At 52.3% G+C, this 22979-nt stretch carries 17 protein-coding genes, 6 tRNA genes, 3 rRNA genes and 1 riboswitch; of the genes, 4 read left to right on the forward strand and 22 right to left on the reverse strand.

All coding sequences use genetic code 11. The annotated features are described in order from the left end of the window. Window positions 1–36: 36 nt before the first annotated feature. The 9 genes from rplA to LCS67_RS21150 form a co-directional block, all read right to left on the reverse strand. On the reverse strand, window positions 37–741 hold the full coding sequence (gene rplA / locus LCS67_RS21110) for a 50S ribosomal protein L1 (protein WP_001096676.1): 705 nt from the start codon (window positions 739–741) through the stop codon (window positions 37–39). Window positions 742–744: 3 nt separating this feature from the next. Then, the gene (gene rplK / locus LCS67_RS21115) at window positions 745–1173 is read right to left on the reverse strand and encodes a 50S ribosomal protein L11 (protein ID WP_001085925.1); all 429 of its coding nucleotides are present in this window, start codon (window positions 1171–1173) and stop codon (window positions 745–747) included. Window positions 1174–1330: 157 nt separating this feature from the next. Beyond that, window positions 1331–1876, reverse strand: coding sequence for a transcription termination/antitermination protein NusG (nusG, locus tag LCS67_RS21120; protein WP_001287521.1), 546 nt, complete (start codon window positions 1874–1876; stop codon window positions 1331–1333). A gap of 1 nt (window position 1877) precedes the next feature. Beyond that, window positions 1878–2261: a preprotein translocase subunit SecE gene (gene secE / locus LCS67_RS21125; RefSeq protein ID WP_001275691.1), complete on the reverse strand. Its 384-nt coding sequence runs from the start codon at window positions 2259–2261 to the stop codon at window positions 1878–1880. A gap of 229 nt (window positions 2262–2490) precedes the next feature. Next, window positions 2491–3675, reverse strand: coding sequence for an elongation factor Tu (gene tuf / locus LCS67_RS21130; RefSeq protein WP_000031748.1), 1185 nt, complete (start codon window positions 3673–3675; stop codon window positions 2491–2493). A gap of 115 nt (window positions 3676–3790) precedes the next feature. Further along, window positions 3791–3866 (reverse strand) — tRNA-Thr (locus tag LCS67_RS21135). A gap of 6 nt (window positions 3867–3872) precedes the next feature. Then, a tRNA-Gly gene (locus tag LCS67_RS21140) sits at window positions 3873–3947 on the reverse strand. A 116-nt stretch (window positions 3948–4063) separates the two neighbouring features. Continuing rightward, window positions 4064–4148, reverse strand: a tRNA-Tyr gene (locus LCS67_RS21145). 8 nt (window positions 4149–4156) lie between these two features. Beyond that, window positions 4157–4232 (reverse strand) — tRNA-Thr (locus tag LCS67_RS21150). 19 nt (window positions 4233–4251) lie between these two features. On the opposite strand from LCS67_RS21150, the gene LCS67_RS21155 reads away from it, so the two are divergent. Continuing rightward, window positions 4252–4425 carry a hypothetical protein gene (locus LCS67_RS21155; protein ID WP_001614935.1) on the forward strand — a complete coding sequence of 58 codons (174 nt, stop codon included), beginning with the start codon at window positions 4252–4254 and terminating at the stop codon, window positions 4423–4425. 208 nt (window positions 4426–4633) lie between these two features. Then, the gene (gene coaA / locus LCS67_RS21160; RefSeq protein WP_000023067.1) at window positions 4634–5584 is read left to right on the forward strand and encodes a type I pantothenate kinase; all 951 of its coding nucleotides are present in this window, start codon (window positions 4634–4636) and stop codon (window positions 5582–5584) included. Window positions 5585–5618: 34 nt separating this feature from the next. Here the strand turns inward: coaA and birA are convergent, their stop codons facing one another. The 9 genes from birA to btuB all read right to left on the reverse strand — a co-directional run bounded on the left by birA (window position 5619) and on the right by btuB (window position 16213). Continuing rightward, a complete protein-coding gene (gene birA, locus LCS67_RS21165) occupies window positions 5619–6581 on the reverse strand; it encodes a bifunctional biotin--[acetyl-CoA-carboxylase] ligase/biotin operon repressor BirA (protein WP_000655747.1) in 963 nt (320 codons plus the stop codon). Beyond that, on the reverse strand, window positions 6578–7606 hold the full coding sequence (murB, locus tag LCS67_RS21170) for a UDP-N-acetylmuramate dehydrogenase (protein WP_001016648.1): 1029 nt from the start codon (window positions 7604–7606) through the stop codon (window positions 6578–6580). The genes birA and murB overlap by 4 nt, the downstream gene beginning before the upstream one ends. Window positions 7607–8021: 415 nt before the next feature. Next, window positions 8022–8137 (reverse strand): 5S ribosomal RNA (gene rrf / locus LCS67_RS21175). A gap of 93 nt (window positions 8138–8230) precedes the next feature. Beyond that, window positions 8231–11136, reverse strand: a 23S ribosomal RNA gene (locus LCS67_RS21180). Window positions 11137–11318: 182 nt separating this feature from the next. Then, window positions 11319–11394: transfer RNA gene (locus LCS67_RS21185), tRNA-Ala, on the reverse strand. A gap of 111 nt (window positions 11395–11505) precedes the next feature. Further along, window positions 11506–11582 (reverse strand) — tRNA-Ile (locus LCS67_RS21190). A gap of 69 nt (window positions 11583–11651) precedes the next feature. Beyond that, window positions 11652–13193: ribosomal RNA gene (locus LCS67_RS21195) — 16S ribosomal RNA — on the reverse strand. The 16S, 23S and 5S rRNA genes sit together here with 2 tRNA genes alongside, the layout of an rRNA operon. 379 nt (window positions 13194–13572) lie before the next feature. Continuing rightward, on the reverse strand, window positions 13573–14424 hold the full coding sequence (gene murI / locus LCS67_RS21200; protein WP_000201812.1) for a glutamate racemase: 852 nt from the start codon (window positions 14422–14424) through the stop codon (window positions 13573–13575). Next, window positions 14369–16213 carry a TonB-dependent vitamin B12 receptor BtuB gene (gene btuB, locus LCS67_RS21205; protein ID WP_080148227.1) on the reverse strand — a complete coding sequence of 615 codons (1845 nt, stop codon included), beginning with the start codon at window positions 16211–16213 and terminating at the stop codon, window positions 14369–14371. Before btuB ends, murI begins: the two co-directional genes overlap by 56 nt. Before the next feature lie 65 nt (window positions 16214–16278). Then, window positions 16279–16472, reverse strand: a riboswitch (cobalamin riboswitch). A 114-nt stretch (window positions 16473–16586) separates the two neighbouring features. On the opposite strand from btuB, the gene trmA reads away from it, so the two are divergent. Next, window positions 16587–17687, forward strand: coding sequence for a tRNA (uridine(54)-C5)-methyltransferase TrmA (gene trmA / locus LCS67_RS21210; RefSeq protein WP_001528904.1), 1101 nt, complete (start codon window positions 16587–16589; stop codon window positions 17685–17687). A gap of 46 nt (window positions 17688–17733) precedes the next feature. Here trmA and LCS67_RS21215 read toward each other — a convergent pair whose 3' ends face one another. Then, window positions 17734–18093 (reverse strand): YijD family membrane protein, encoded by a 360-nt coding sequence (locus LCS67_RS21215; RefSeq protein ID WP_000813838.1) that lies wholly within the window; start codon window positions 18091–18093, stop codon window positions 17734–17736. A gap of 15 nt (window positions 18094–18108) precedes the next feature. Then, window positions 18109–18744 (reverse strand): HTH-type transcriptional repressor FabR, encoded by a 636-nt coding sequence (gene fabR / locus LCS67_RS21220; protein WP_000971958.1) that lies wholly within the window; start codon window positions 18742–18744, stop codon window positions 18109–18111. 198 nt (window positions 18745–18942) lie between these two features. Here fabR and sthA point away from each other — a divergent pair, with 198 nt between their 5' ends. Then, on the forward strand, window positions 18943–20343 hold the full coding sequence (sthA, locus tag LCS67_RS21225) for a Si-specific NAD(P)(+) transhydrogenase (protein ID WP_001120789.1): 1401 nt from the start codon (window positions 18943–18945) through the stop codon (window positions 20341–20343). Here sthA and oxyR read toward each other — a convergent pair. Both oxyR and argH read right to left on the reverse strand, forming a co-directional pair. Beyond that, entirely contained in the window at window positions 20326–21243 is a 918-nt protein-coding gene (gene oxyR / locus LCS67_RS21230; protein ID WP_001025919.1) for a DNA-binding transcriptional regulator OxyR, read from the reverse strand. The genes sthA and oxyR overlap by 18 nt on opposite strands. Before the next feature lie 283 nt (window positions 21244–21526). Beyond that, complete coding sequence (gene argH, locus LCS67_RS21235) at window positions 21527–22903, reverse strand: argininosuccinate lyase (RefSeq protein ID WP_100521903.1); 1377 nt, start codon at window positions 22901–22903, stop codon at window positions 21527–21529. Window positions 22904–22979: the final 76 nt, after the last annotated feature.

Consider the following 22979-nt stretch of genomic DNA (forward strand, 5'->3'; position numbering starts at 1 on the left):
TTGTAGACAAAATCACCGCCCACGTAAAGACTAATCTTAGTTCGCAGATGCGCTCAGACCAGCCTGATCAACGGCAACGCCAGCACCCATGGTGGTGGAGATGCTAACTTTCTTGATGTACACGCCTTTCGCCTGGCTCGGTTTTGCTTTTTTCAGCGCAACCAGCAGAGCTTCCAGGTTTTCTTTCAGTTTGTCAGCGTCAAAGTCCACTTTACCGATGGTGGTGTGGATGATGCCGTTTTTGTCGTTACGGTAACGAACCTGACCTGCTTTAGCGTTCTTAACCGCTTCAGCAACGTTCGGCGTTACGGTACCGACTTTCGGGTTTGGCATCAGGCCGCGCGGACCCAGAACCTGGCCCAGTTGGCCAACAACGCGCATTGCATCCGGGGATGCGATAACAACGTCGAAGTTCATTTCGCCTTTCTTGATCTGGTCAGCCAGATCTTCCATACCTACCAGCTCAGCGCCAGCAGCTTTAGCTGCTTCAGCGTTCGGGCCCTGGGTAAATACGGCAACACGAACAGAACGGCCAGTACCGTGCGGCAGTACAGTCGCGCCACGAACGTTCTGGTCAGATTTACGAGCATCGATGCCGAGGTTAACGGCAACGTCAACGCTTTCGTTGAATTTAGCAGTGGCCAGCTCTTTCAGCAGGGCAATAGCTTCGTTGATGTCGTACTGTTTGGTCGCATCAACTTTTTCACGGATCACGCGCATACGCTTGGTCAGTTTAGCCATTTCTTAGTCCTCCACTACCAGGCCCATGGAACGTGCAGTACCTTCGATGGAGCGAATCATCGCTTCAATGTCGGCACCAGTCATGTCGGCAGCTTTGGTCTGCGCGATTTCCTGCAGCTGAGCGCGGGAAATTTTACCTACTTTGTCTTTGTTCGGCTTGCCGGAACCAGACTTGATACCAGCCGCTTTTTTCAGCAGAACAGCTGCCGGAGGCGTTTTGGTAACGAAGGTGAAAGAACGGTCAGCGTAAACGGTAATAACAACCGGAATCGGCAGACCTTTTTCGATGGAATCCGTTTTTGCGTTGAACGCTTTGCAGAATTCCATGATGTTCACACCCTGCTGACCCAGTGCTGGACCAACCGGCGGACTCGGGTTCGCCATACCAGCTGCAACCTGCAGCTTGACGTAGGCTTGTACTTTCTTAGCCATTCTAAATTCCTCGAATTGGGTAGTATCGCTTCAAAGAAGCTCCCCGTGATAAATATCGCTTTATGGGCATAAGGCCCATAAAAACAAAAGGCGCGAAATTGTATGTCAATTTCGCGCCCTATGCAACGATTAGATCGCTGCTTTTTTGATCGCAGCCTTACGCTTTCTCAACCTGGCTGAAGTCCAGCTCTACCGGGGTCGCACGACCGAAGATAGAAACAGACACTTTCAGGCGAGACTTCTCATAATCGACTTCTTCGACAACGCCGTTAAAGTCTGCGAACGGACCGTCGTTAACACGAACCATTTCACCCGGTTCAAACAGAGTTTTCGGCCGCGGCTTATCGCCAACCTGCTGCAGGCGGTTCATGATCGCATCGACTTCTTTGTCGCTGATCGGCGCCGGACGGTCTGACGTACCGCCGATAAAGCCCATCACACGCGGCACGCTGCGCACCAGGTGCCAGCTTGCGTCGTTCATGACCATCTGGACCAGAACGTAACCCGGGAAGAATTTGCGTTCGCTTTTGCGACGCTGGCCGCCACGGATCTCAACGACTTCTTCAGTCGGCACCATGACTTCGCCAAACAGCTCTTCCATATTGTGTAATTTGATATGCTCGCGCAGCGATGTGGCTACGCGGCCTTCAAAACCGGAAAACGCCTGAACGACGTACCAGCGCTTTTTAGGTGCTTCAGACATCTCAGAACCTCAGGCCAGTGATAAAGGATACCAGGCGAACCAGAATACCATCCAGTCCCCACAGGATCAGTGACATAACTGCGGTAACCGCAGCGACGATCAGCGTGGTGTGCAGCGTTTCCTGGCGAGTCGGCCAAATGACCTTACGGACTTCGGTTCTCGCTTCACGGGCAAAAGCAACGGTTGCTTTACCTTTTGTCGTCAACAGCGCGACACCACCCGCTGCAGCAATCAGAATTACTACGGCCAGCGCACGCAGCGGCAGCATCATGTCGCGATAGAGGTAGTTGCCGACGATTGCGACGATCAGCAATATGGCAACAACTATCCACTTCATCGCTTCCAGGCCGCGCCCGCTCCCTTGAGCTTCGGTATTCGCACTCATAAACCAACCTGTCAGAAGTATTCTACAAACATTTTCACCCCGCAATCGCGAGGCAATCCAAATCGAAACGCTTATTCGCCTTTCGGATTATACGCCCTCTACAGAGCCTGTCTCAGCAATGATTATGACAAATAAAATCACTGATGAGCCAGGTTCTGGTGTGAAAGCGTGCAAAAAGGGCATCAAATGATGCCCTTTTATTGCGCATTGCGTCAAATGTTATCAGCGATTAGCCGAGAACTTTAGCAACAACGCCCGCGCCAACGGTACGGCCGCCTTCACGGATTGCGAAACGCAGACCGTCGTCCATTGCGATCGGGTGGATCAGGGTAACAACCATTTTGATGTTGTCGCCCGGCATTACCATCTCTACGCCTTCCGGCAGTTCGATGGTACCAGTCACGTCAGTAGTACGGAAGTAGAACTGCGGACGGTAGCCTTTGAAGAACGGAGTATGACGGCCGCCTTCATCTTTGGACAGAATGTACACTTCAGATTCGAACTTGGTGTGCGGCTTGATGGTGCCCGGCTTAGCCAGTACCTGACCACGTTCGATTTCTTCACGTTTGATACCACGCAGCAGAACACCTACGTTCTCACCGGCACGGCCTTCGTCCAGCAGTTTGCGGAACATTTCAACGCCAGTACAGGTAGACTTCTGAGTCTCTTTGATACCAACGATTTCAACTTCTTCGCCCACTTTGATGATACCGCGTTCTACACGACCGGTAACAACGGTACCACGACCGGAGATGGAGAATACGTCTTCGATCGGCAGCAGGAACGGCTTGTCAATCGCACGCTCTGGTTCCGGAATGTAAGAATCCAGGAAGCCAGCCAGTTCGATAATTTTCGCTTCCCACTCTGCGTCGCCTTCCAGCGCTTTCAGAGCAGAACCACGAACGATCGGAGTGTCGTCGCCCGGGAAGTCGTACTGAGACAGAAGTTCACGAACTTCCATTTCAACCAGTTCCAGCAGCTCTTCGTCATCAACCATGTCGCATTTGTTCAGGAACACGATGATGTACGGAACGCCTACCTGACGACCCAGCAGGATGTGCTCACGGGTCTGCGGCATCGGGCCGTCAGTCGCAGCAACAACCAGGATCGCGCCGTCCATCTGAGCAGCACCGGTGATCATGTTTTTAACATAGTCGGCGTGCCCCGGGCAGTCTACGTGTGCGTAGTGGCGGGTCGGGGTATCGTATTCAACGTGAGAAGTGTTGATGGTGATACCACGCGCTTTTTCTTCCGGCGCGTTATCGATCTGGTCGAATGCGCGGGCGGCACCGCCGTAGGTTTTAGCCAGTACGGTAGTAATGGCAGCGGTCAGCGTTGTTTTACCATGGTCAACGTGGCCGATAGTACCGACGTTAACGTGCGGTTTTGTACGTTCAAACTTTTCTTTAGACATCGATTGTCCCTCTAAGACACGGATAAATCGGTGATATCACCACATCAACCAGGCAACACGCCCGACTTGTTGAATGCTAATAAACAGAAGAGAAAAACAGGAAGGAGAAAAGAAGTGGTGCTGATAGGCAGATTCGAACTGCCGACCTCACCCTTACCAAGGGTGCGCTCTACCAACTGAGCTATATCAGCACATCTTGGAGCGGGCAGCGGGAATCGAACCCGCATCATCAGCTTGGAAGGCTGAGGTAATAGCCATTATACGATGCCCGCATCCTGGAACTCGGCTACCTGATTTTCATTCTGCACTGAATATCGAGAGAAACTCTCTTTATTCGAGCCGGTAAGCGAACTTATCGTCTCGGGCTGCGCCATCGCGCGGCCGAAAATGGTGGTGGGGGAAGGATTCGAACCTTCGAAGTCTGTGACGGCAGATTTACAGTCTGCTCCCTTTGGCCGCTCGGGAACCCCACCGGACTTGATGGTGCCGACTACCGGAATCGAACTGGTGACCTACTGATTACAAGTCAGTTGCTCTACCTACTGAGCTAAGTCGGCATCAAGTAGCGCGCATTCTATGGAGACCTGCGTGCTCATGCAACTAAAAAATTGCATAAAATGTTCTATCGCTCACATTTTGCGCTATAAGAGACAAAAATGCTCTAATTTCAAACAAGAGAGCATAAATTTTCGGCGTTTTACCGACCGTCTGACCAGGATACGACGCGGCATTTCAACGTTCCGTCGATAGAAAGCAATCTTCTGTATCTGGTATATTCGTCACATTGCTTCTCAGGGATAGCTTTCACAGCGAGATTTTTTCTTATTATTCCTCCCCATCTGGTGTTACCCTCCTGCCCATTGTCCAAATTAACTTAAATGTGACGTGCCGTTGCATGTCAGGGATGGCCCTCGTTCATCGCTGAACTGATGTAGCAATAGCAGCCAGAAACATGCTTATGAGTATAAAAGAGCAATCGTTAATGACGCCTTACCTACAGTTTGATCGCAGCCAGTGGGCTGCGCTTCGCGATTCTGTGCCGATGACCCTGACCGAGGATGAGATCGCGCAGTTAAAAGGCATTAATGAAGATTTATCGCTGGAAGAAGTTGCAGAAATATATTTACCTCTCTCCCGTTTGCTAAATTTCTATATCAGTTCAAATCTGCGTCGTCAGGCTGTCCTGGAACAGTTTCTGGGCACTAACGGCCAGCGAATCCCTTATATCATCAGTATCGCGGGCAGCGTCGCAGTGGGTAAAAGCACGACAGCACGCGTTCTGCAAGCGTTGCTGAGTCGCTGGCCGGAACACCGCCGTGTTGAATTGATTACCACAGACGGCTTCCTCCACCCAAACCATGTGTTGAAAGAACGCGGGTTAATGAAGAAAAAGGGCTTCCCCGAATCGTATGATATGCACCGACTGGTGAAATTCGTTTCTGACCTCAAGTCGGGCGTACCGAACGTGACGGCGCCAGTCTATTCTCATTTGATTTACGATGTTATTCCTGAAGGGGATAAAACCGTCGCTCAGCCTGATATATTGATTCTTGAAGGTTTGAATGTTTTACAAAGCGGCATGGATTATCCTCACGATCCGCACCATGTATTTGTCTCTGATTTCGTTGATTTCTCTATTTACGTTGATGCGCCAGAAGAACTTCTTCAGACATGGTATATCAACCGCTTCCTGAAATTCCGCGAAGGGGCGTTTACCGATCCTGACTCTTATTTCCACAATTATGCGAAATTATCTAAAGAAGAAGCTGTTAATACAGCAGCTTCGCTTTGGAAAGAAATTAACTGGTTGAATTTAAAACAAAATATTTTACCCACGCGAGAACGTGCCAGCCTTATTATGACCAAGAGCGCTAACCATGCGGTGGAACAGGTAAGATTGCGGAAATAACAGAAAAAAGGGGAGTACCGACTCCCCTTTTTTACTATTCGGCGCTTCGCAGCGATATTTCTCCACCCATCCAGGGTTTAATCACGCCATCCTGTTCAAGCAATAATGCGCCCTGAGTATCAATGCCGCGAGAAATACCAAATATTTCTTTGTCGCCAATAATCAGTTTTACCGGACGACCAATAAAATTATCCAGTTTTTTCCAGCGCGAAAGATAAGGAGAAAGACCTTCTTGCTCAAAAAGCTCAAGCGCAGCACGTAGCTTATAAATCAGCTTTGCGGCCAGCATATTGCGGTCGAGCGTAATTCCGGCCTCCTGCAACGTGATCCATCCCTGATTTATCACGTCCTCTTCTACACGACGCATTGCCATGTTAATACCAGCGCCAATCACTATTTGTGCGGCATCGCCCGTTTTACCGGTTAACTCGACCAGAATACCCGCCAGCTTGCGATCCAGTAGGTAGAGGTCGTTAGGCCACTTCACGCGAACTTTATCTGCGCCCAGTTCACGCAGCACTTCCGCCATCACAATTCCAATGACCAGACTCAAGCCTATTGCCGCCGCAGGCCCCTGCTCCAGACGCCAGTACATTGAAAGATATAGATTCGCGCCAAACGGTGAGAACCATTTACGCCCGCGACGACCACGCCCTGCCTGTTGGTATTCTGCTACACAGGCATCGCCTGAGCGCAGCTCACCAATTCGATCAAGTAAATACTGATTGGTTGAATCGATAACGGGCAATACCGCCACGTTTCCGCTATCCAGTTGGCTATGTATACGGTCAGCATCCAGTAACTGGATGGGTTCCGGTAAGCTATATCCTTTCCCGGGAACGGTAAATACATCTACTCCCCAGTCGCGTAATGTCTGGATATGTTTATTAATCGCCGCGCGGCTCATTCCCAGCCGTTCACCCAACTGCTCGCCTGAGTGAAACTCTCCGTCGGCAAGTAGTGAGATCAGCGTCAGGGGAACGGTAGTATCTTTCATGCAATGCTCTCCACAGCGTTCACCTCTCCGAGCTGACCAATAAAGCGAACCTCAGGCTCCAGCCAGACATTAAATTTTTCACCCACTTTTTGCCGGACATGATGCGCCAGCGCCACCACATCTTTACTTGTCGCATCATTCGCATTAATCAATACCAGCGCCTGTTGGCGATGCACCGCAGCGCCGCCAATGGTGACGCCTTTCAACTGACATTGGTCAATCAGCCAGCCTGCCGCCAGCTTCACTGAGCCGTCTGCCTGAGGGTAATGCGGCGCGTTGGGAAATCGTTCTAACAGTTCCATAGCGATATCGGCTGCGACAACGGGATTTTTAAAAAAGCTGCCCGCATTGCCATTCACTTTAGGATCCGGCAATTTTGTGGTGCGCATATGGCATACAGCATCAAATACCTGTTGTGCGGTGACCGTTTTCGGGTCCAGACGAGTAAGATCGCCATAGGTCAACACCGGCTGCCATTGCTTTGACAAACGCAGTCCCACCGCGACGATCGCAACGCGATCCTGATATTCATTTTTGAAGATACTGTCACGATAGCCGAAACGGCATTCCGCCGCAGACAAACGCAGACGTTTTCCCGTTTCCAGTTCAACGCAGTCAACGTAGTCGCAGACGCGTTGTAGTTCTACGCCATACGCGCCAATATTCTGTATAGGTGAGGAACCAACGCAGCCAGGGATGAGCGCCAGATTCTCCAGGCCGGGCATGTTGTTGTCCAGCGCGTAGCGAACCAGCTGATGCCAGTTTTCGCCTGCGCCGACGTGTAGGTGCCAGGCGTCCGCGGTTTCATTGACCTCAATGCCTTTCAGGCGGTTAAGGATCACGGTGCCGGCGTAATTTTCCAGAAACAGGACATTGCTTCCTTCACCCAGGATCATAACCGGCAGTCCCTCACGAGTTGCTTGCTGCCAGGCGCTCAGTAGTTGTTGTTCGTTTTCAGCGCATACGATGTGCTTTGCACAATGATCAATGCCGAAGGTATTCCAGGGTTTTAGGGAGTGATTCATAGACGCTTTCCTGATGCAAAATCAGGCTTAGTTTACCGCATCTATGTAGGGAAGGCTTGCGGTTATGTCGACGGAATAAGGCGGTATACACAGGCATTATGTCGATGCCGTAGGCCGGATAAGGCGAAGCTGCCATCCGGCGGTGCAGGTTGCCTGATGGCGCTGCGCTTATCAGGCCTACATTTTTACAGTTACCACACACGCAAAAAAGCCCGTCCGTCTGGATGGGCTTCTTCACTTGTCTGATGCCTGGCAGTTTATGGCGGGCGTCCTGCCCGCCACCCTCCGGGCCGTTGCTGCGCAACGTTCAAATCCGCTCCCGGCGGATTTGTCCTCCTCCGGAGAGCGCTCACCGACAAACAACAGATAAAACAAAAGGCCCAGTCTTTCGACTGAGCCTTTCGTTTTATTTGATGCCTGGCGGTTCCCTACTCTCGCATGGGGAGACCCCACACTACCATCGGCGCTACGGCGTTTCACTTCTGAGTTCGGCATGGGGTCAGGTGGGACCACCGCGCTAGTGCCGCCAGGCAAATTCTGTTATCAGACCGTTTTTACGTTCTGATGTAATCTGAATCAGTGCTGAAAATCATCTCTCAACCGCCAAAACATCTTCGGCGTTGTAAGGTTAAGCCTCACGGTTCATTAGTACCGGTTAGCTCAACGCATCGCTGCGCTTACACACCCGGCCTATCAACGTCGTCGTCTTCAACGTTCCTTCAGGAGACTTTAAGTCTCAGGGAGAACTCATCTCGGGGCAAGTTTCGTGCTTAGATGCTTTCAGCACTTATCTCTTCCGCATTTAGCTACCGGGCAGTGCCATTGGCATGACAACCCGAACACCAGTGATGCGTCCACTCCGGTCCTCTCGTACTAGGAGCAGCCCCCCTCAGTTCTCCAGCGCCCACGGCAGATAGGGACCGAACTGTCTCACGACGTTCTAAACCCAGCTCGCGTACCACTTTAAATGGCGAACAGCCATACCCTTGGGACCTACTTCAGCCCCAGGATGTGATGAGCCGACATCGAGGTGCCAAACACCGCCGTCGATATGAACTCTTGGGCGGTATCAGCCTGTTATCCCCGGAGTACCTTTTATCCGTTGAGCGATGGCCCTTCCATTCAGAACCACCGGATCACTATGACCTGCTTTCGCACCTGCTCGCGCCGTCACGCTCGCAGTCAAGCTGGCTTATGCCATTGCACTAACCTCCTGATGTCCGACCAGGATTAGCCAACCTTCGTGCTCCTCCGTTACTCTTTAGGAGGAGACCGCCCCAGTCAAACTACCCACCAGACACTGTCCGCAACCCGGATCACGGGTCCACGTTAGAACATCAAACATTAAAGGGTGGTATTTCAAGGTCGGCTCCATGCAGACTGGCGTCCACACTTCAAAGCCTCCCACCTATCCTACACATCAAGGCTCAATGTTCAGTGTCAAGCTATAGTAAAGGTTCACGGGGTCTTTCCGTCTTGCCGCGGGTACACTGCATCTTCACAGCGAGTTCAATTTCACTGAGTCTCGGGTGGAGACAGCCTGGCCATCATTACGCCATTCGTGCAGGTCGGAACTTACCCGACAAGGAATTTCGCTACCTTAGGACCGTTATAGTTACGGCCGCCGTTTACCGGGGCTTCGATCAGGAGCTTCGCTTGCGCTGACCCCATCAATTAACCTTCCGGCACCGGGCAGGCGTCACACCGTATACGTCCACTTTCGTGTTTGCACAGTGCTGTGTTTTTAATAAACAGTTGCAGCCAGCTGGTATCTTCGACTGACTTCAGCTCCATGAGTAAATCACTTCACCTACGTGTCAGCGTGCCTTCTCCCGAAGTTACGGCACCATTTTGCCTAGTTCCTTCACCCGAGTTCTCTCAAGCGCCTTGGTATTCTCTACCTGACCACCTGTGTCGGTTTGGGGTACGATTTGATGTTACCTGATGCTTAGAGGCTTTTCCTGGAAGCAGGGCATTTGTTGCTTCAGCACCGTAGTGCCTCGTCATCACGCCTCAGTGTTAAAGTGAACCGGATTTACCTGGAACACACACCTACACGCTTAAACCGGGACAACCGTCGCCCGGCCAACATAGCCTTCTCCGTCCCCCCTTCGCAGTAACACCAAGTACGGGAATATTAACCCGTTTCCCATCGACTACGCCTTTCGGCCTCGCCTTAGGGGTCGACTCACCCTGCCCCGATTAACGTTGGACAGGAACCCTTGGTCTTCCGGCGAGCGGGCTTTTCACCCGCTTTATCGTTACTTATGTCAGCATTCGCACTTCTGATACCTCCAGCAACCCTCACAGGCCACCTTCGCAGGCTTACAGAACGCTCCCCTACCCAACAACACCTGAGTGTCGCTGCCGCAGCTTCGGTGCATGGTTTAGCCCCGTTACATCTTCCGCGCAGGCCGACTCGACCAGTGAGCTATTACGCTTTCTTTAAATGATGGCTGCTTCTAAGCCAACATCCTGGCTGTCTGGGCCTTCCCACATCGTTTCCCACTTAACCATGACTTTGGGACCTTAGCTGGCGGTCTGGGTTGTTTCCCTCTTCACGACGGACGTTAGCACCCGCCGTGTGTCTCCCGTGATAACATTCTCCGGTATTCGCAGTTTGCATCGGGTTGGTAAGCCGGGATGGCCCCCTAGCCGAAACAGTGCTCTACCCCCGGAGATGAATTCACGAGGCGCTACCTAAATAGCTTTCGGGGAGAACCAGCTATCTCCCGGTTTGATTGGCCTTTCACCCCCAGCCACAGGTCATCCGCTAATTTTTCAACATTAGTCGGTTCGGTCCTCCAGTTAGTGTTACCCAACCTTCAACCTGCCCATGGCTAGATCACCGGGTTTCGGGTCTATACCCTGCAACTTAACGCCCGGTTAAGACTCGGTTTCCCTCCGGCTCCCCTATTCGGTTAACCTTGCTACAGAATATAAGTCGCTGACCCATTATACAAAAGGTACGCAGTCACACCCAAAAGGGTGCTCCCACTGCTTGTACGTACACGGTTTCAGGTTCTTTTTCACTCCCCTCGCCGGGGTTCTTTTCGCCTTTCCCTCACGGTACTGGTTCACTATCGGTCAGTCAGGAGTATTTAGCCTTGGAGGATGGTCCCCCCATATTCAGACAGGATACCACGTGTCCCGCCCTACTCATCGAGCTCACAGCACATGCGCTTTTGTGTACGGGGCTGTCACCCTGTATCGCGCGCCTTTCCAGACGCTTCCACTAACACACATGCTGATTCAGGCTCTGGGCTCCTCCCCGTTCGCTCGCCGCTACTGGGGGAATCTCGGTTGATTTCTTTTCCTCGGGGTACTTAGATGTTTCAGTTCCCCCGGTTCGCCTCATTAACCTATGGATTCAGTTAATGATAGTGTGACGAGTCACACTGGGTTTCCCCATTCGGAAATCGCCGGTTATAACGGTTCATATCACCTTACCGGCGCTTATCGCAGATTAGCACGTCCTTCATCGCCTCTGACTGCCAGGGCATCCACCGTGTACGCTTAGTCGCTTAACCTCACAACCCGAAGATGTTTCTTACGATTCATCATCGTGTTGCGAAAATTTGAGAGACTCACGAACAACTTTCGTTGTTCTGTGTTTCAATTTTCAGCTTGATCCAGATTTTTAAAGAGCAAAACTTCGCAGTGAACCCTTTCAGGTACACTCTGAAGTATTTTTTCGTAAACACTCACGAGATGGTGGAGCTATGCGGGATCGAACCGCAGACCTCCTGCGTGCAAAGCAGGCGCTCTCCCAGCTGAGCTATAGCCCCATCGTGTAGTCAGAACCTCTTTACCGATAATTTTTCCTGAGACAAGGCGTGGAATAACGAAGCATACATCAGTATGTGAGTTATTTCACAACGCAGTATTCAGGGAAAATCTGGTAGGCCTGAGTGGACTTGAACCACCGACCTCACCCTTATCAGGGGTGCGCTCTAACCACCTGAGCTACAAGCCTGTAGAGGTTTTACTGCTCGTTTTTCATCAGACAATCTGTGTGAGCACTGCAAAGTACGTTTCTTTAAGGTAAGGAGGTGATCCAACCGCAGGTTCCCCTACGGTTACCTTGTTACGACTTCACCCCAGTCATGAATCACAAAGTGGTAAGCGCCCTCCCGAAGGTTAAGCTACCTACTTCTTTTGCAACCCACTCCCATGGTGTGACGGGCGGTGTGTACAAGGCCCGGGAACGTATTCACCGTGGCATTCTGATCCACGATTACTAGCGATTCCGACTTCATGGAGTCGAGTTGCAGACTCCAATCCGGACTACGACGCACTTTATGAGGTCCGCTTGCTCTCGCGAGGTCGCTTCTCTTTGTATGCGCCATTGTAGCACGTGTGTAGCCCTGGTCGTAAGGGCCATGATGACTTGACGTCATCCCCACCTTCCTCCAGTTTATCACTGGCAGTCTCCTTTGAGTTCCCGGCCGGACCGCTGGCAACAAAGGATAAGGGTTGCGCTCGTTGCGGGACTTAACCCAACATTTCACAACACGAGCTGACGACAGCCATGCAGCACCTGTCTCACAGTTCCCGAAGGCACCAATCCATCTCTGGAAAGTTCTGTGGATGTCAAGACCAGGTAAGGTTCTTCGCGTTGCATCGAATTAAACCACATGCTCCACCGCTTGTGCGGGCCCCCGTCAATTCATTTGAGTTTTAACCTTGCGGCCGTACTCCCCAGGCGGTCTACTTAACGCGTTAGCTCCGGAAGCCACGCCTCAAGGGCACAACCTCCAAGTAGACATCGTTTACGGCGTGGACTACCAGGGTATCTAATCCTGTTTGCTCCCCACGCTTTCGCACCTGAGCGTCAGTCTTTGTCCAGGGGGCCGCCTTCGCCACCGGTATTCCTCCAGATCTCTACGCATTTCACCGCTACACCTGGAATTCTACCCCCCTCTACAAGACTCAAGCCTGCCAGTTTCGAATGCAGTTCCCAGGTTGAGCCCGGGGATTTCACATCCGACTTGACAGACCGCCTGCGTGCGCTTTACGCCCAGTAATTCCGATTAACGCTTGCACCCTCCGTATTACCGCGGCTGCTGGCACGGAGTTAGCCGGTGCTTCTTCTGCGGGTAACGTCAATTGCTGCGGTTATTAACCACAACACCTTCCTCCCCGCTGAAAGTACTTTACAACCCGAAGGCCTTCTTCATACACGCGGCATGGCTGCATCAGGCTTGCGCCCATTGTGCAATATTCCCCACTGCTGCCTCCCGTAGGAGTCTGGACCGTGTCTCAGTTCCAGTGTGGCTGGTCATCCTCTCAGACCAGCTAGGGATCGTCGCCTTGGTGAGCCGTTACCTCACCAACAAGCTAATCCCATCTGGGCACATCTGATGGCAAGAGGCCCGAAGGTCCCCCTCTTTGGTCTTGCGACGTTATGCGGTATTAGCCACCGTTTCCAGTAGTTATCCCCCTCCATCAGGCAGTTTCCCAGACATTACTCACCCGTCCGCCACTCGTCAGCAAAGCAGCAAGCTGCTTCCTGTTACCGTTCGACTTGCATGTGTTAGGCCTGCCGCCAGCGTTCAATCTGAGCCATGATCAAACTCTTCAATTTAAAAGTTTGATGCTCAAAGAATTAAACTTCGTAATGAATTACGTGTTCACTCTTGAGACTTGGTATTCATTTTTCGTCCGAGGACGTTAAGAATCCGTATCTTCGAGTGCCCACACAGATTGTCTGATAAATTGTTAAAGAGCAGTGCCGCTTCGCTTTTTCTCAGCGGCGCGGGGTGTGCATACTACGCTTTCCCGCTTCAGAGTCAAGCGTTTATTTTCGCTTTTCTCCGTGAGGTTCTGGTCTGAACCCCGCTGACCCGGCGGCCTGTATGCCGTTGTTCCGTGTCAGTGGTGGCGCATTATAGGGAGTTATTTCTGCCTGACAAGAGGAAATTTAAAATAATTTCTCAAGTGCCTGGTATTTACCCAAAACGCCATTAAACCGCCAGTTTTTCGAGCGTTTCAAAGCCATAACGCTGTAAAACGGGTAATAATTGTTCAGCTCCTGGCGTCATTGCCATGCAATAAGCAATATTGGCATCGGTTGATTTCGCATCCGGCGCTTCATGTTCCAACAGCCAGGCTGTACGACGCGCTATCGCCGCGCCGGAATCCACTAACCGCGTCCCTTCGGGCAGGACTTGCAAAAGCTCGTCCCGTAATAGAGGGAAATGCGTACACCCCAGAACGACCGTGTCAGGCGGCTCCGGCATTCGTAGCCATGGGCGTAATATGCGGCGCAGCTCTTCCAGCGATACCGAATCGCCATGTAATTTAGCTTCCGCCAGTTCCACCAGTTCTGCCGACCCCAACATCGCTATCTGACATTCATTGGCGAAGCGCGCAATCAGCTCGTGAGTATAAGGACGTTTGACCGTCGCTCTCGTCGCCAGTAGCCCGACGACGCCATTGGCGGTCAGCCGCGCCGCTGGTTTAATTGCAGGCACAACGCCCACCACCGGGAAGGCAAACTTTTCACGTAATGCGGGAAGTGAGACCGTACTGGCGGTATTGCAGGCAATCACCGCCAGTGAAAGGGGATAGCGCTGCTGTACCGCAGTCACAATCTCGACAACGCGCTCGACGATAAACGTTTCGCTCTTTTCCCCGTAGGGGAAAGCCACGTTATCGAAAGCATATATATAGTGGAGATCCGGCAGGAGCCGCCGAATCTCATCATAGACCGACAATCCACCGACGCCGGAATCAAATACCAGCACGGTGGGACGTGGTTCAGAAGGTGTAGCTGCCAGACAAGATGTATTCTCGTCCTGCAGTTTGGTAGCCATAAACTGTCTCGTAATCTTTGTCGAACAGGTTGGCTATTTTACCACGAACTGTAAGGTGTGAGGTGACCGGATATGCAACCGTAAGATCCCATAAACTGACGCCGCCCATTTTTACTGTCCGGTATGGGTAAGCGGAGTAGTCCGAATCATAGCGGGAACCAAGGTATTGATATGTCACCCCCCAGTCAAAATCGTAAACGTCCCAGTCAAGTTGATATTTTGCCATCTGTTTGGAACGCCGGGGTAATGGCGTATCGGTAATCGCATTACGCGCATCAACGTAATCGTAACTGACCGTATGCGTTAACGGTCCGGTATCGAAATTCGCCGTCGCCTCAATACCTTTAATGCGCGCCTTACCTTCGTTGTAATATTTTTGCAGATGATCGTCATAATCGATCATGTCATTAATATCGTTACGATAACCTGAAATACGCCAGCTGACGCCAGCGGTTAGCCCTTCAAATGCGCCTTCCCACTGTTTACTCTTTTCAGGATTCAGGTTCGGATTACCGTAATAACCATACAGTTGGCCCAAATTAGGCGCTTTGTAGGAGGTTCCGTAGGAGGCAATAAAGCGATAACCTTCTATAAACTCCCATCCCGCGCTGGTTTGCCATGTACCATGACGACCAAACTGGGAGTTGTCATCACTGCGCGCCGCCGCTTCCAGAGTGAAGTCACCCAACTGTTGTAATCCTGTCAGGTAAACCCCGGTATTACGCTGGTCATATCCCTCGGGCACATAGCCGGTACCTGGCGTGGTAGTCTGTTTCTGCCAGTCTACGCCCGCCCCAACATTACCGTGCCCCACGACCACACTGTTGGTCCATTGAACATTGTACTGTTTCATCTCATCCAGCGTGGCGGAGGTATCATACCGGCCATAGTGCGGATCATAGTTGTAATCTTTACTGTGGCTATAGCTTGAAACCAGCTGAGACTGAATACGTTCGCCATTAAAGCGCAGCCCGGCGTCCCAGCTTTGGCTATAAAGTTTGCGTGTATCAATCAACGGCGAGCCCGGCGAGTAATAGGCGTCGTAATCGGTACGGTTATCGTAGCCATAACCACGCACGAATCCGCTCCAGCGATCAGAAAAGGTATGCTCTAACGCGCCATAAAGCGTTTTACTCAAAAAGCCGTCCCGGTCAGGCTGCGCCTGCATCCCGGTACCGCCTTTCGCTACCACGTCAAACCCTTTGGTGTATTCGTAATCGCCGATCAACGTCGCCCGCGTGTTTTCGCCAAGTTGCTGTTGCGTCGAGATGTCGTAATTCTGGTAGCTATTGCTTCCCCATCCAGCGGTTAATTCTGTGCCTGGGTTATCGCGCGTCGTAATGATATTCACTACGCCGCCGATAGCATCGGAACCATAAATAGCGGAGCGCGGACCACGAATATATTCAATGCGCTGTACCAGCGACACCGGGAACTGGCTGAGATCGGCGGACCCGCTCACGCCTGCTAAATTCAGACGCACGCCGTCAATCAATACCAGTACATGGCTGGAGTTGGTGCCGCGAATGAAAATGGAGGAGTTTTGTCCAGCGCCGCCGCTCTGCGCAATATCGACGCCAGGCAAACGGCGCAGAACATCATTTACGGAGGTCGATTGCCAGCGTTCAATATCCTGACGCGTCACGATGGTAACGGGCGCCAGAACCGCGCTGCGCGGCTGCTGAAAACGGTTGGCGGTGACAACCAGGGTATCCGGGCTAGTGTCCTGCGCCCAAGCGGAAAAGGCCGTGACGGAGAACGCCGTCAGCAGCGTAGCTTTTTTAATCATTGTAAAGCATCCACAATATAAGAAGGATGCCGCAGGCTTCATCGATAGTACGCGATGATGAAAAACCAGATGCGACGTTAGCCGGCAGGTCTTCGGGCTTGGAGGGTTATCCGTTGGCTGGATAGCAGAAATGATGACTTCCCGCCGGAGGCAGTGTCTGCTTACGCTCTCATCTCACCTTTCCTTACCGCTGCGCGTCAGCTCCAGATTTTCACTGGATTCCCTATTAACTCACAGGACCGGCCCACGGATGCTACCGTCTGTCACAACACCCTGTCCAGACCGCGCATCACAAATCAGAAATCATCAATAGCTGGACATCCACTGAGCAATCCCTACAATCCCCGCGTACTTTTATTATTCAGGATGCGATATGACCCCCGAACATCTTCCGACAGAACAGTATGAGGCGCAGCTGGCCGAAAAAGTGGCGCGCTTGCAGAGTATGATGGCGCCGTTTTCTGACCTGGTTCCGGAAGTATTTCGCTCGCCGGTCAGTCACTATCGTATGCGTGCGGAATTTCGCCTGTGGCATGACGGCGATGACCTGTACCACATTATGTTTGATCAGCAGACCAAAAGCCGCATTCGCGTTGACACCTTCCCGGCGGCCAGCCAACTGATTAATACCTTAATGAAGGCGATGATTGCCGGCGTGCGCGATAATCATGCACTGCGGCATAAGCTGTTCCAGATCGATTATCTCACGACCTTGAGCAACCAGGCGGTAGTGTCGTTGCTGTACCATAAGAAGCTGGACGAAGAGTGGCGTAAAGCCGCCACTGCGTTACGCGATGCTTTACGCGCGCAAGGTCTGAACGTACACCTGATTGGCCGGGCCACTAAAACTAAAATCGAATTGGATCAGGATTATATTGATGAGCGTCTGCCTGTGGCAGGTAAAGAGATGATCTACCGCCAGGTCGAAAACAGCTTTACGCAGCCAAACGCCGCCATGAATATTCAGATGTTAGAGTGGGCGCTGGAGGTGACGAAAGACTCAAAAGGCGATCTGCTTGAGTTGTATTGCGGCAACGGCAATTTTTCTTTAGCGCTGGCGCGCAATTTTGACCGCGTGCTGGCAACCGAAATCGCCAAACCGTCCGTCGCTGCCGCACAGTACAATATTACCGCTAATCATATTGATAATGTGCAAATTATTCGCATGGCGGCGGAAGAGTTTACCCAGGCGATGAATGGCGTTCGTGAGTTTAACCGCCTGCAGGGGATCGATCTGAAGCGCTATCAGTGCGAAACCATTTTTGTCGATCCGCCGCGCAGCGGTCTGGACAGCGAAACGGAGAAAATGGTGCAGGCTTATCCACGTATTCTGTACATTTCCTGCAATCCGGAAACGTTGTGCAAAAACCTGGAAACATTAAGCCAGACGCACACGGTGTCTCGCCTGGCGCTATTCGATCAGTTCCCGTATACACATCATATGGAATGCGGGGTATTACTCACCGCAAGGTAAAATGTACGTCGGATGGCCGGTTATACCGCCATACGGCATTCGCACGCTATTCCGCGGTGTCCTGCTTGCGGTTACGCAGCTTAAAGCCAATCCAGAATACCAGAATCACCGACAGCACCGCCGGGAAGAAATTAGAGCCAATATCCGGATATTCTGCACGCACGACGGTGCTATACAGTAAAACGCCAAGAATGAAACAGGCGGCGGCCAACCCCGGCAAACCTACCGGCATAGTACGATTTTGGTAGCGCTGATGCAGGCAATATACCGTCAGCACCAGCGAGATAACCGGGAATACGGAGAACGGCACAATAGCGCTAAACAGCGCCGCGAATGTGCCGTTAATCGATAAGCCAGCGATGAGCGCCAGCAACAGCGTACCTTTATCTTGACCTGACTGTTTCATTACTCGTCCTTCACGTTATTCGGAATGATGTGCTATTTTCTCTTGCTCACGGCGATACCAGTAATACGCCCCTTTCGCAATCATGCGCAGTTGCAATACCAGCCGCTCTTCTAATTGCCGACGCTGTTCAGCGCCGATGTCCAACGCCTCTGCGCCCGCGCTAAAGACAATAGTCACCATCGCTTCGGCCTGGGCTTCAGTAAACGCGCGCGGCATATGGTTTTCGAGTTCCAGATAGTCGGCAAGTTCCGCAATAAAATGCTGAATCTCCCGCGCGACGGCGGCACGAAACGCCGCTGAAGTGCCGGAACGTTCGCGCAACAACAGACGGAAGGCGTTGGGATTGTTGCCGATAAACTCCATAAATGTGGAGACCGACGTGCGAATGACGCTGCCGCCTTTCGCGATGCGCTGCCGCGCCTGACGCATCAACTGACGCAGCATCAGACCGCTTTCATCCACCATCGTCAGACCGAGTTCATCGACATCGCGAAAATGACGGTAAAACGACGTTGGCGCAATGCCCGCTTCACGCGCCACCTCACGCAAACTCAGGCTGGCGAAACTCCGCTCAGCGCTCAGTTGGCTGAATGCGGCTTCCACCAGCGAACGCCGGGTTTTTTCTTTTTGTTGCGCTCTAACACCCATCACAATGTCTGAATCCTTCCATATGCCTTATTCGGCACTATACCAGAGAATAAAAGTAACGGGTTCACACTGGATTGTGAATGATTGTTTACAGACAGTTTGTGCTCCGGCTTCGCAAAAAAGCACAACGATAATTGGGTTAAAGCTGGGCAAATGTTATCATCGTGTTTATTTTATGTATAAAAACAGGTGAGTAATACCATGCCACATTCCTGGGATTATGATGCAGTCGTCATAGGGTCAGGCCCCGGCGGTGAAGGCGCTGCAATGGGTCTGGTTAAGCAAGGAGCACGCGTCGCGGTGATTGAGCGTTATCATAACGTTGGCGGCGGATGTACCCACTGGGGCACCATTCCATCCAAAGCCCTTCGCCACGCCGTCAGCCGCATTATTGAATTTAATCAAAACCCGCTCTATAGCGACCACTCCCGTCTTCTTCGTTCTTCATTCGCCGATATCCTTAATCATGCCGATAACGTGATTAATCAACAAACGCGTATGCGTCAGGGGTTTTATGAGCGTAACCACTGTGAAATCTTGCAGGGCAACGCCCATTTTATTGACGAACATACCCTGGCGCTGGAATGCCATGACGGCACGGTTGAAACCCTGACGGCAGAAAAATTTGTTATTGCCTGTGGTTCGCGTCCTTACCATCCCAATGATGTGGATTTCTCGCATCCGCGCATTTATGACAGCGACTCAATCCTGAGTCTCCACCATGAACCGCGCCACGTTATTATTTACGGCGCCGGCGTTATCGGCTGCGAATATGCGTCCATCTTCCGCGGTATGGATGTGAAAGTGGATCTGATCAACACCCGCGATCGCCTGCTGGCCTTTCTCGATCAGGAGATGTCCGACTCTCTCTCTTACCATTTCTGGAATAGCGGCGTGGTTATTCGCCACAATGAAGAGTATGAGAAAATCGAAGGCTGCGATGATGGCGTCATCATGCACCTGAAATCCGGTAAAAAACTGAAGGCTGACTGCCTGCTCTATGCTAATGGCCGTACCGGTAACACCGATTCGCTGGCGCTGGAGAATATTGGTCTGGAAACAGACAGCCGTGGACAGCTCAAAGTCAACAGTATGTACCAGACCGCCCTGCCGCACGTCTATGCGGTGGGCGACGTGATTGGCTATCCCAGTCTGGCCTCCGCCGCCTACGATCAGGGGCGTATTGCAGCGCAGGCGCTGGTGAAAGGCGAAGCGACCGCGCATCTTATCGAAGATATCCCCACCGGGATTTATACCATTCCGGAAATCAGTTCTGTCGGCAAAACCGAGCAGCAGTTAACGGCAATGAAAGTGCCTTACGAAGTGGGCCGCGCGCAGTTTAAGCATCTGGCGCGAGCGCAAATCGTCGGCATGAACGTCGGCACGCTAAAAATTCTCTTCCACCGCGAAACCAAAGAAATTCTGGGGATTCACTGCTTTGGCGAACGCGCCGCCGAAATTATTCATATCGGCCAGGCGATCATGGAGCAGAAAGGTGGCGGTAACACCATCGAATACTTCGTTAACACCACCTTTAACTACCCAACCATGGCGGAAGCTTATCGGGTTGCGGCGTTGAACGGCTTAAACCGCCTGTTTTAACGCCTTGTCGAAATGGCCATCCATTGCGCCACGGATGGCCTCAGCCAGTTGCTCATAACGGCTACGCAGCGGCGATCCCGGGCGATAAACCAGCCCCACGGTACGACGCGGCTCCGGCTTAATGCATGGCAGATAAACCACGCCGTCGCGCTTACGCTCCTGTGGTACGGCCAGCGCGGGGAGTAGTGTAATACCACTGCCCGCCGCCACCATGTTGCGCAGCGTTTCCAGACTGGTCGCCCGGAAATGGGTATCTTCATCCGCTCCCGCTTCAAAACAGAACCCCATCGCCTGATCGCGCAGACAGTGGCCATCTTCCAGCATTAGCAATTTCTCGCCCGCCAGGTCGGACATCGGCACGCGATCGCGATTCGCCCACGGATGATCCTCATAAATAGCCAGCATCATGGGCTCATCAAACAGCGGCACTTCGATGAACGCCTCGCTCTCTTTCACCAGCGCCAGAATAGCGCAGTCAAGCTTGCCGCTATCGAGTTGCGCTAACAACTGATGCGTTTGCGCCTCATGCAGATACATTTCCAGCTTCGGGAAAGTCTGGTGCAACATTGGAATGATAAGCGGCAGCAAATAGGGACCAATTGTTGGGATTAAACCAATATGCAGCGGGCCGGACATCGTCTCGCCTTGTTGGCTTGCCATCTCCTTGAGCACCTTGACCTCACGCAGTACGGTACGCGCCTGATCCACCAGCAGTAAGCCCGCCTGGGTAAACAGCACCTTACGGCTCGTACGCTCCAGCAGCATAACGCCCAGCTCATCTTCCAGCTTACGTATTTGCCCGCTAAGGGTTGGCTGGCTGACGTGACAGGAGTCCGCCGCTCGCCGGAAATGGCGATGTTCGGCTAACGCCACCAGATATTCAAGATCACGAATATTCATTATTCATCCTCCGTCGCCACGATAGTTCATGGCGATAGGTAGCATAGCAACGAACGATTATCCCTATCAACCTTTCTGATTAATAATACATCACAGAACGGAGCGGTTTCTCGTTTAACCCTTGAAGACACCGCCCGTTCAGAGGGTATCTCTCGAACCCGAAATAACTAAAGCCAACGTGAACTTTTGCGGACCTCTGGTCCGCTTTTTTTTGCGTAAAAAAGCCCGGCGTCGCTGATGCTCAGCCGGGCAGTATTGCCTGATGGCGCTACGCTTATAAGGCTTATAACGCGAGGCGCGCCCTGGCATCGTCGATGGCCTGCGCCACCTGCTGCGGAGAAACACCGCCTTTTGCCGCCCGTTTATCCAGACACGACTGCAAAGACAATACCGGATACACATCGTCGCCAATCACGCGGCTGAATTTCTGTAAATCGGCCAGCGGCAACGCTTCCAGCGGCTTACCCTGGCGAATAGCTTCTACCACCGCTTCGCCGACAATATGGTGCGCTTCGCGGAACGGCACGCCTTTCGCGACCAGGTAATCCGCCAGCTCCGTGGCGTTGGCATACCCCTGTTGCGCCGCGTCCTGACAACGTAGGCGTTTCACCTGAATACCGTCCAGCACCAACGCCGCCATATGCAGGCAGTCAAGCCAGGTATCGAGCGCATCGAACAGCCCTTCTTTGTCTTCCTGCATATCTTTGTTATACGCCAGCGGCAGACCTTTTAAGGTCATCATCATGCCGGTTAGTGCCCCTTGTACGCGACCGCACTTACCGCGAATCAGCTCCAGCGCGTCCGGGTTTTTCTTCTGCGGCATTAACGATGAACCGGAAGTCACGCGGTCAGAAAGCTCTACAAAACCCGCTTCACCAGAATTAAAGAAAATCAGATCTTCCGCGAAGCGTGACAGATGCACCATGCCGATAGCCGCATCAGAAAGCAGTTCCAGTACGTGGTCACGATCGGACACGCTGTCCAGGCTGTTGCGGGTCGCAGACGCAAAGCCCAGCCAGCCTGCCAATTGTTCACGGTCAATTTCATAGGCCGTTCCCGCCAACGCGCCGCAACCTAGCGGACTCACGTCCAGACGTTTAAGCGTGTCCTGCAGGCGGCTTTCATCGCGCGCCAGCATTTCGACATACGCGAGACACCAGTGGGCGAAAGTCACCGGCTGCGCGCGTTGCAGATGGGTATATCCCGGCATTACCGCGTCCTGGTTCGCCTGCGCGGTTTCCACCAGCGCGCTCTGTAGCTGGCGGTTAGCGGTAAGCAGTTCCCTCACCGTCTCTTTGCACCACAGTTTCAGGTCCGTCGCCACCTGATCGTTACGGCTGCGTCCGGTGTGCAGCTTTTTACCCAACTGACCCACTTTGTCGATGAGCTTACCTTCCACCCAGCTATGGATATCTTCCGCATCGCTTTGCAGGATTTGCTGCGGATTCGCGCGAACCTCTTCCAGCAGCACGTTCAGCGCTTCTTCCAACTGTCGTTGCTCATCGGCAGTCAGTACGCCTACCGTGACCAATGCTTTGGACCAGGCCACAGAACCGACAATATCCTGCTCCGCCAGACGGTAATCGAAGCGCAACGAATCATTGAATTGTTTAAACCGCTGGTCTGCCGCCTGTGTAAAACGCCCACCCCAAAGTGCCATAATAGACTTCCTTAAATTCTTCGAATTTCACTGCCGGATGGCGCTACGCTTATCCGGCCTACAATTTCTGATCACG

Source organism: Salmonella sp. A7 (assembly GCF_020181675.1).
Taxonomy (GTDB): domain Bacteria; phylum Pseudomonadota; class Gammaproteobacteria; order Enterobacterales; family Enterobacteriaceae; genus Salmonella; species Salmonella enterica.

What these genes read in the sequence shown, in the direction of transcription:
- LCS67_RS21215 (WP_000813838.1), bottom strand. Translation starts at nt 18,093, where the DNA reads ATGAAACAGTCAGGTCAAGATAAAGGTACGCTGTTGCTGGCGCTCATC.
- murB (WP_001016648.1), bottom strand. Translation starts at nt 7,606, where the DNA reads ATGAATCACTCCCTAAAACCCTGGAATACCTTCGGCATTGATCATTGT.
- coaA (WP_000023067.1), top strand. Translation starts at nt 4,634, where the DNA reads ATGAGTATAAAAGAGCAATCGTTAATGACGCCTTACCTACAGTTTGAT.
- argH (WP_100521903.1), bottom strand. Translation starts at nt 22,903, where the DNA reads ATGGCACTTTGGGGTGGGCGTTTTACACAGGCGGCAGACCAGCGGTTT.
- sthA (WP_001120789.1), top strand. Translation starts at nt 18,943, where the DNA reads ATGCCACATTCCTGGGATTATGATGCAGTCGTCATAGGGTCAGGCCCC.
- nusG (WP_001287521.1), bottom strand. Translation starts at nt 1,876, where the DNA reads ATGTCTGAAGCACCTAAAAAGCGCTGGTACGTCGTTCAGGCGTTTTCC.
- tuf (WP_000031748.1), bottom strand. Translation starts at nt 3,675, where the DNA reads ATGTCTAAAGAAAAGTTTGAACGTACAAAACCGCACGTTAACGTCGGT.
- trmA (WP_001528904.1), top strand. Translation starts at nt 16,587, where the DNA reads ATGACCCCCGAACATCTTCCGACAGAACAGTATGAGGCGCAGCTGGCC.
- birA (WP_000655747.1), bottom strand. Translation starts at nt 6,581, where the DNA reads ATGAAAGATACTACCGTTCCCCTGACGCTGATCTCACTACTTGCCGAC.
- murI (WP_000201812.1), bottom strand. Translation starts at nt 14,424, where the DNA reads ATGGCTACCAAACTGCAGGACGAGAATACATCTTGTCTGGCAGCTACA.
- LCS67_RS21155 (WP_001614935.1), top strand. Translation starts at nt 4,252, where the DNA reads ATGGAGACCTGCGTGCTCATGCAACTAAAAAATTGCATAAAATGTTCT.
- btuB (WP_080148227.1), bottom strand. Translation starts at nt 16,213, where the DNA reads ATGATTAAAAAAGCTACGCTGCTGACGGCGTTCTCCGTCACGGCCTTT.
- oxyR (WP_001025919.1), bottom strand. Translation starts at nt 21,243, where the DNA reads ATGAATATTCGTGATCTTGAATATCTGGTGGCGTTAGCCGAACATCGC.
- secE (WP_001275691.1), bottom strand. Translation starts at nt 2,261, where the DNA reads ATGAGTGCGAATACCGAAGCTCAAGGGAGCGGGCGCGGCCTGGAAGCG.
- rplA (WP_001096676.1), bottom strand. Translation starts at nt 741, where the DNA reads ATGGCTAAACTGACCAAGCGTATGCGCGTGATCCGTGAAAAAGTTGAT.
- rplK (WP_001085925.1), bottom strand. Translation starts at nt 1,173, where the DNA reads ATGGCTAAGAAAGTACAAGCCTACGTCAAGCTGCAGGTTGCAGCTGGT.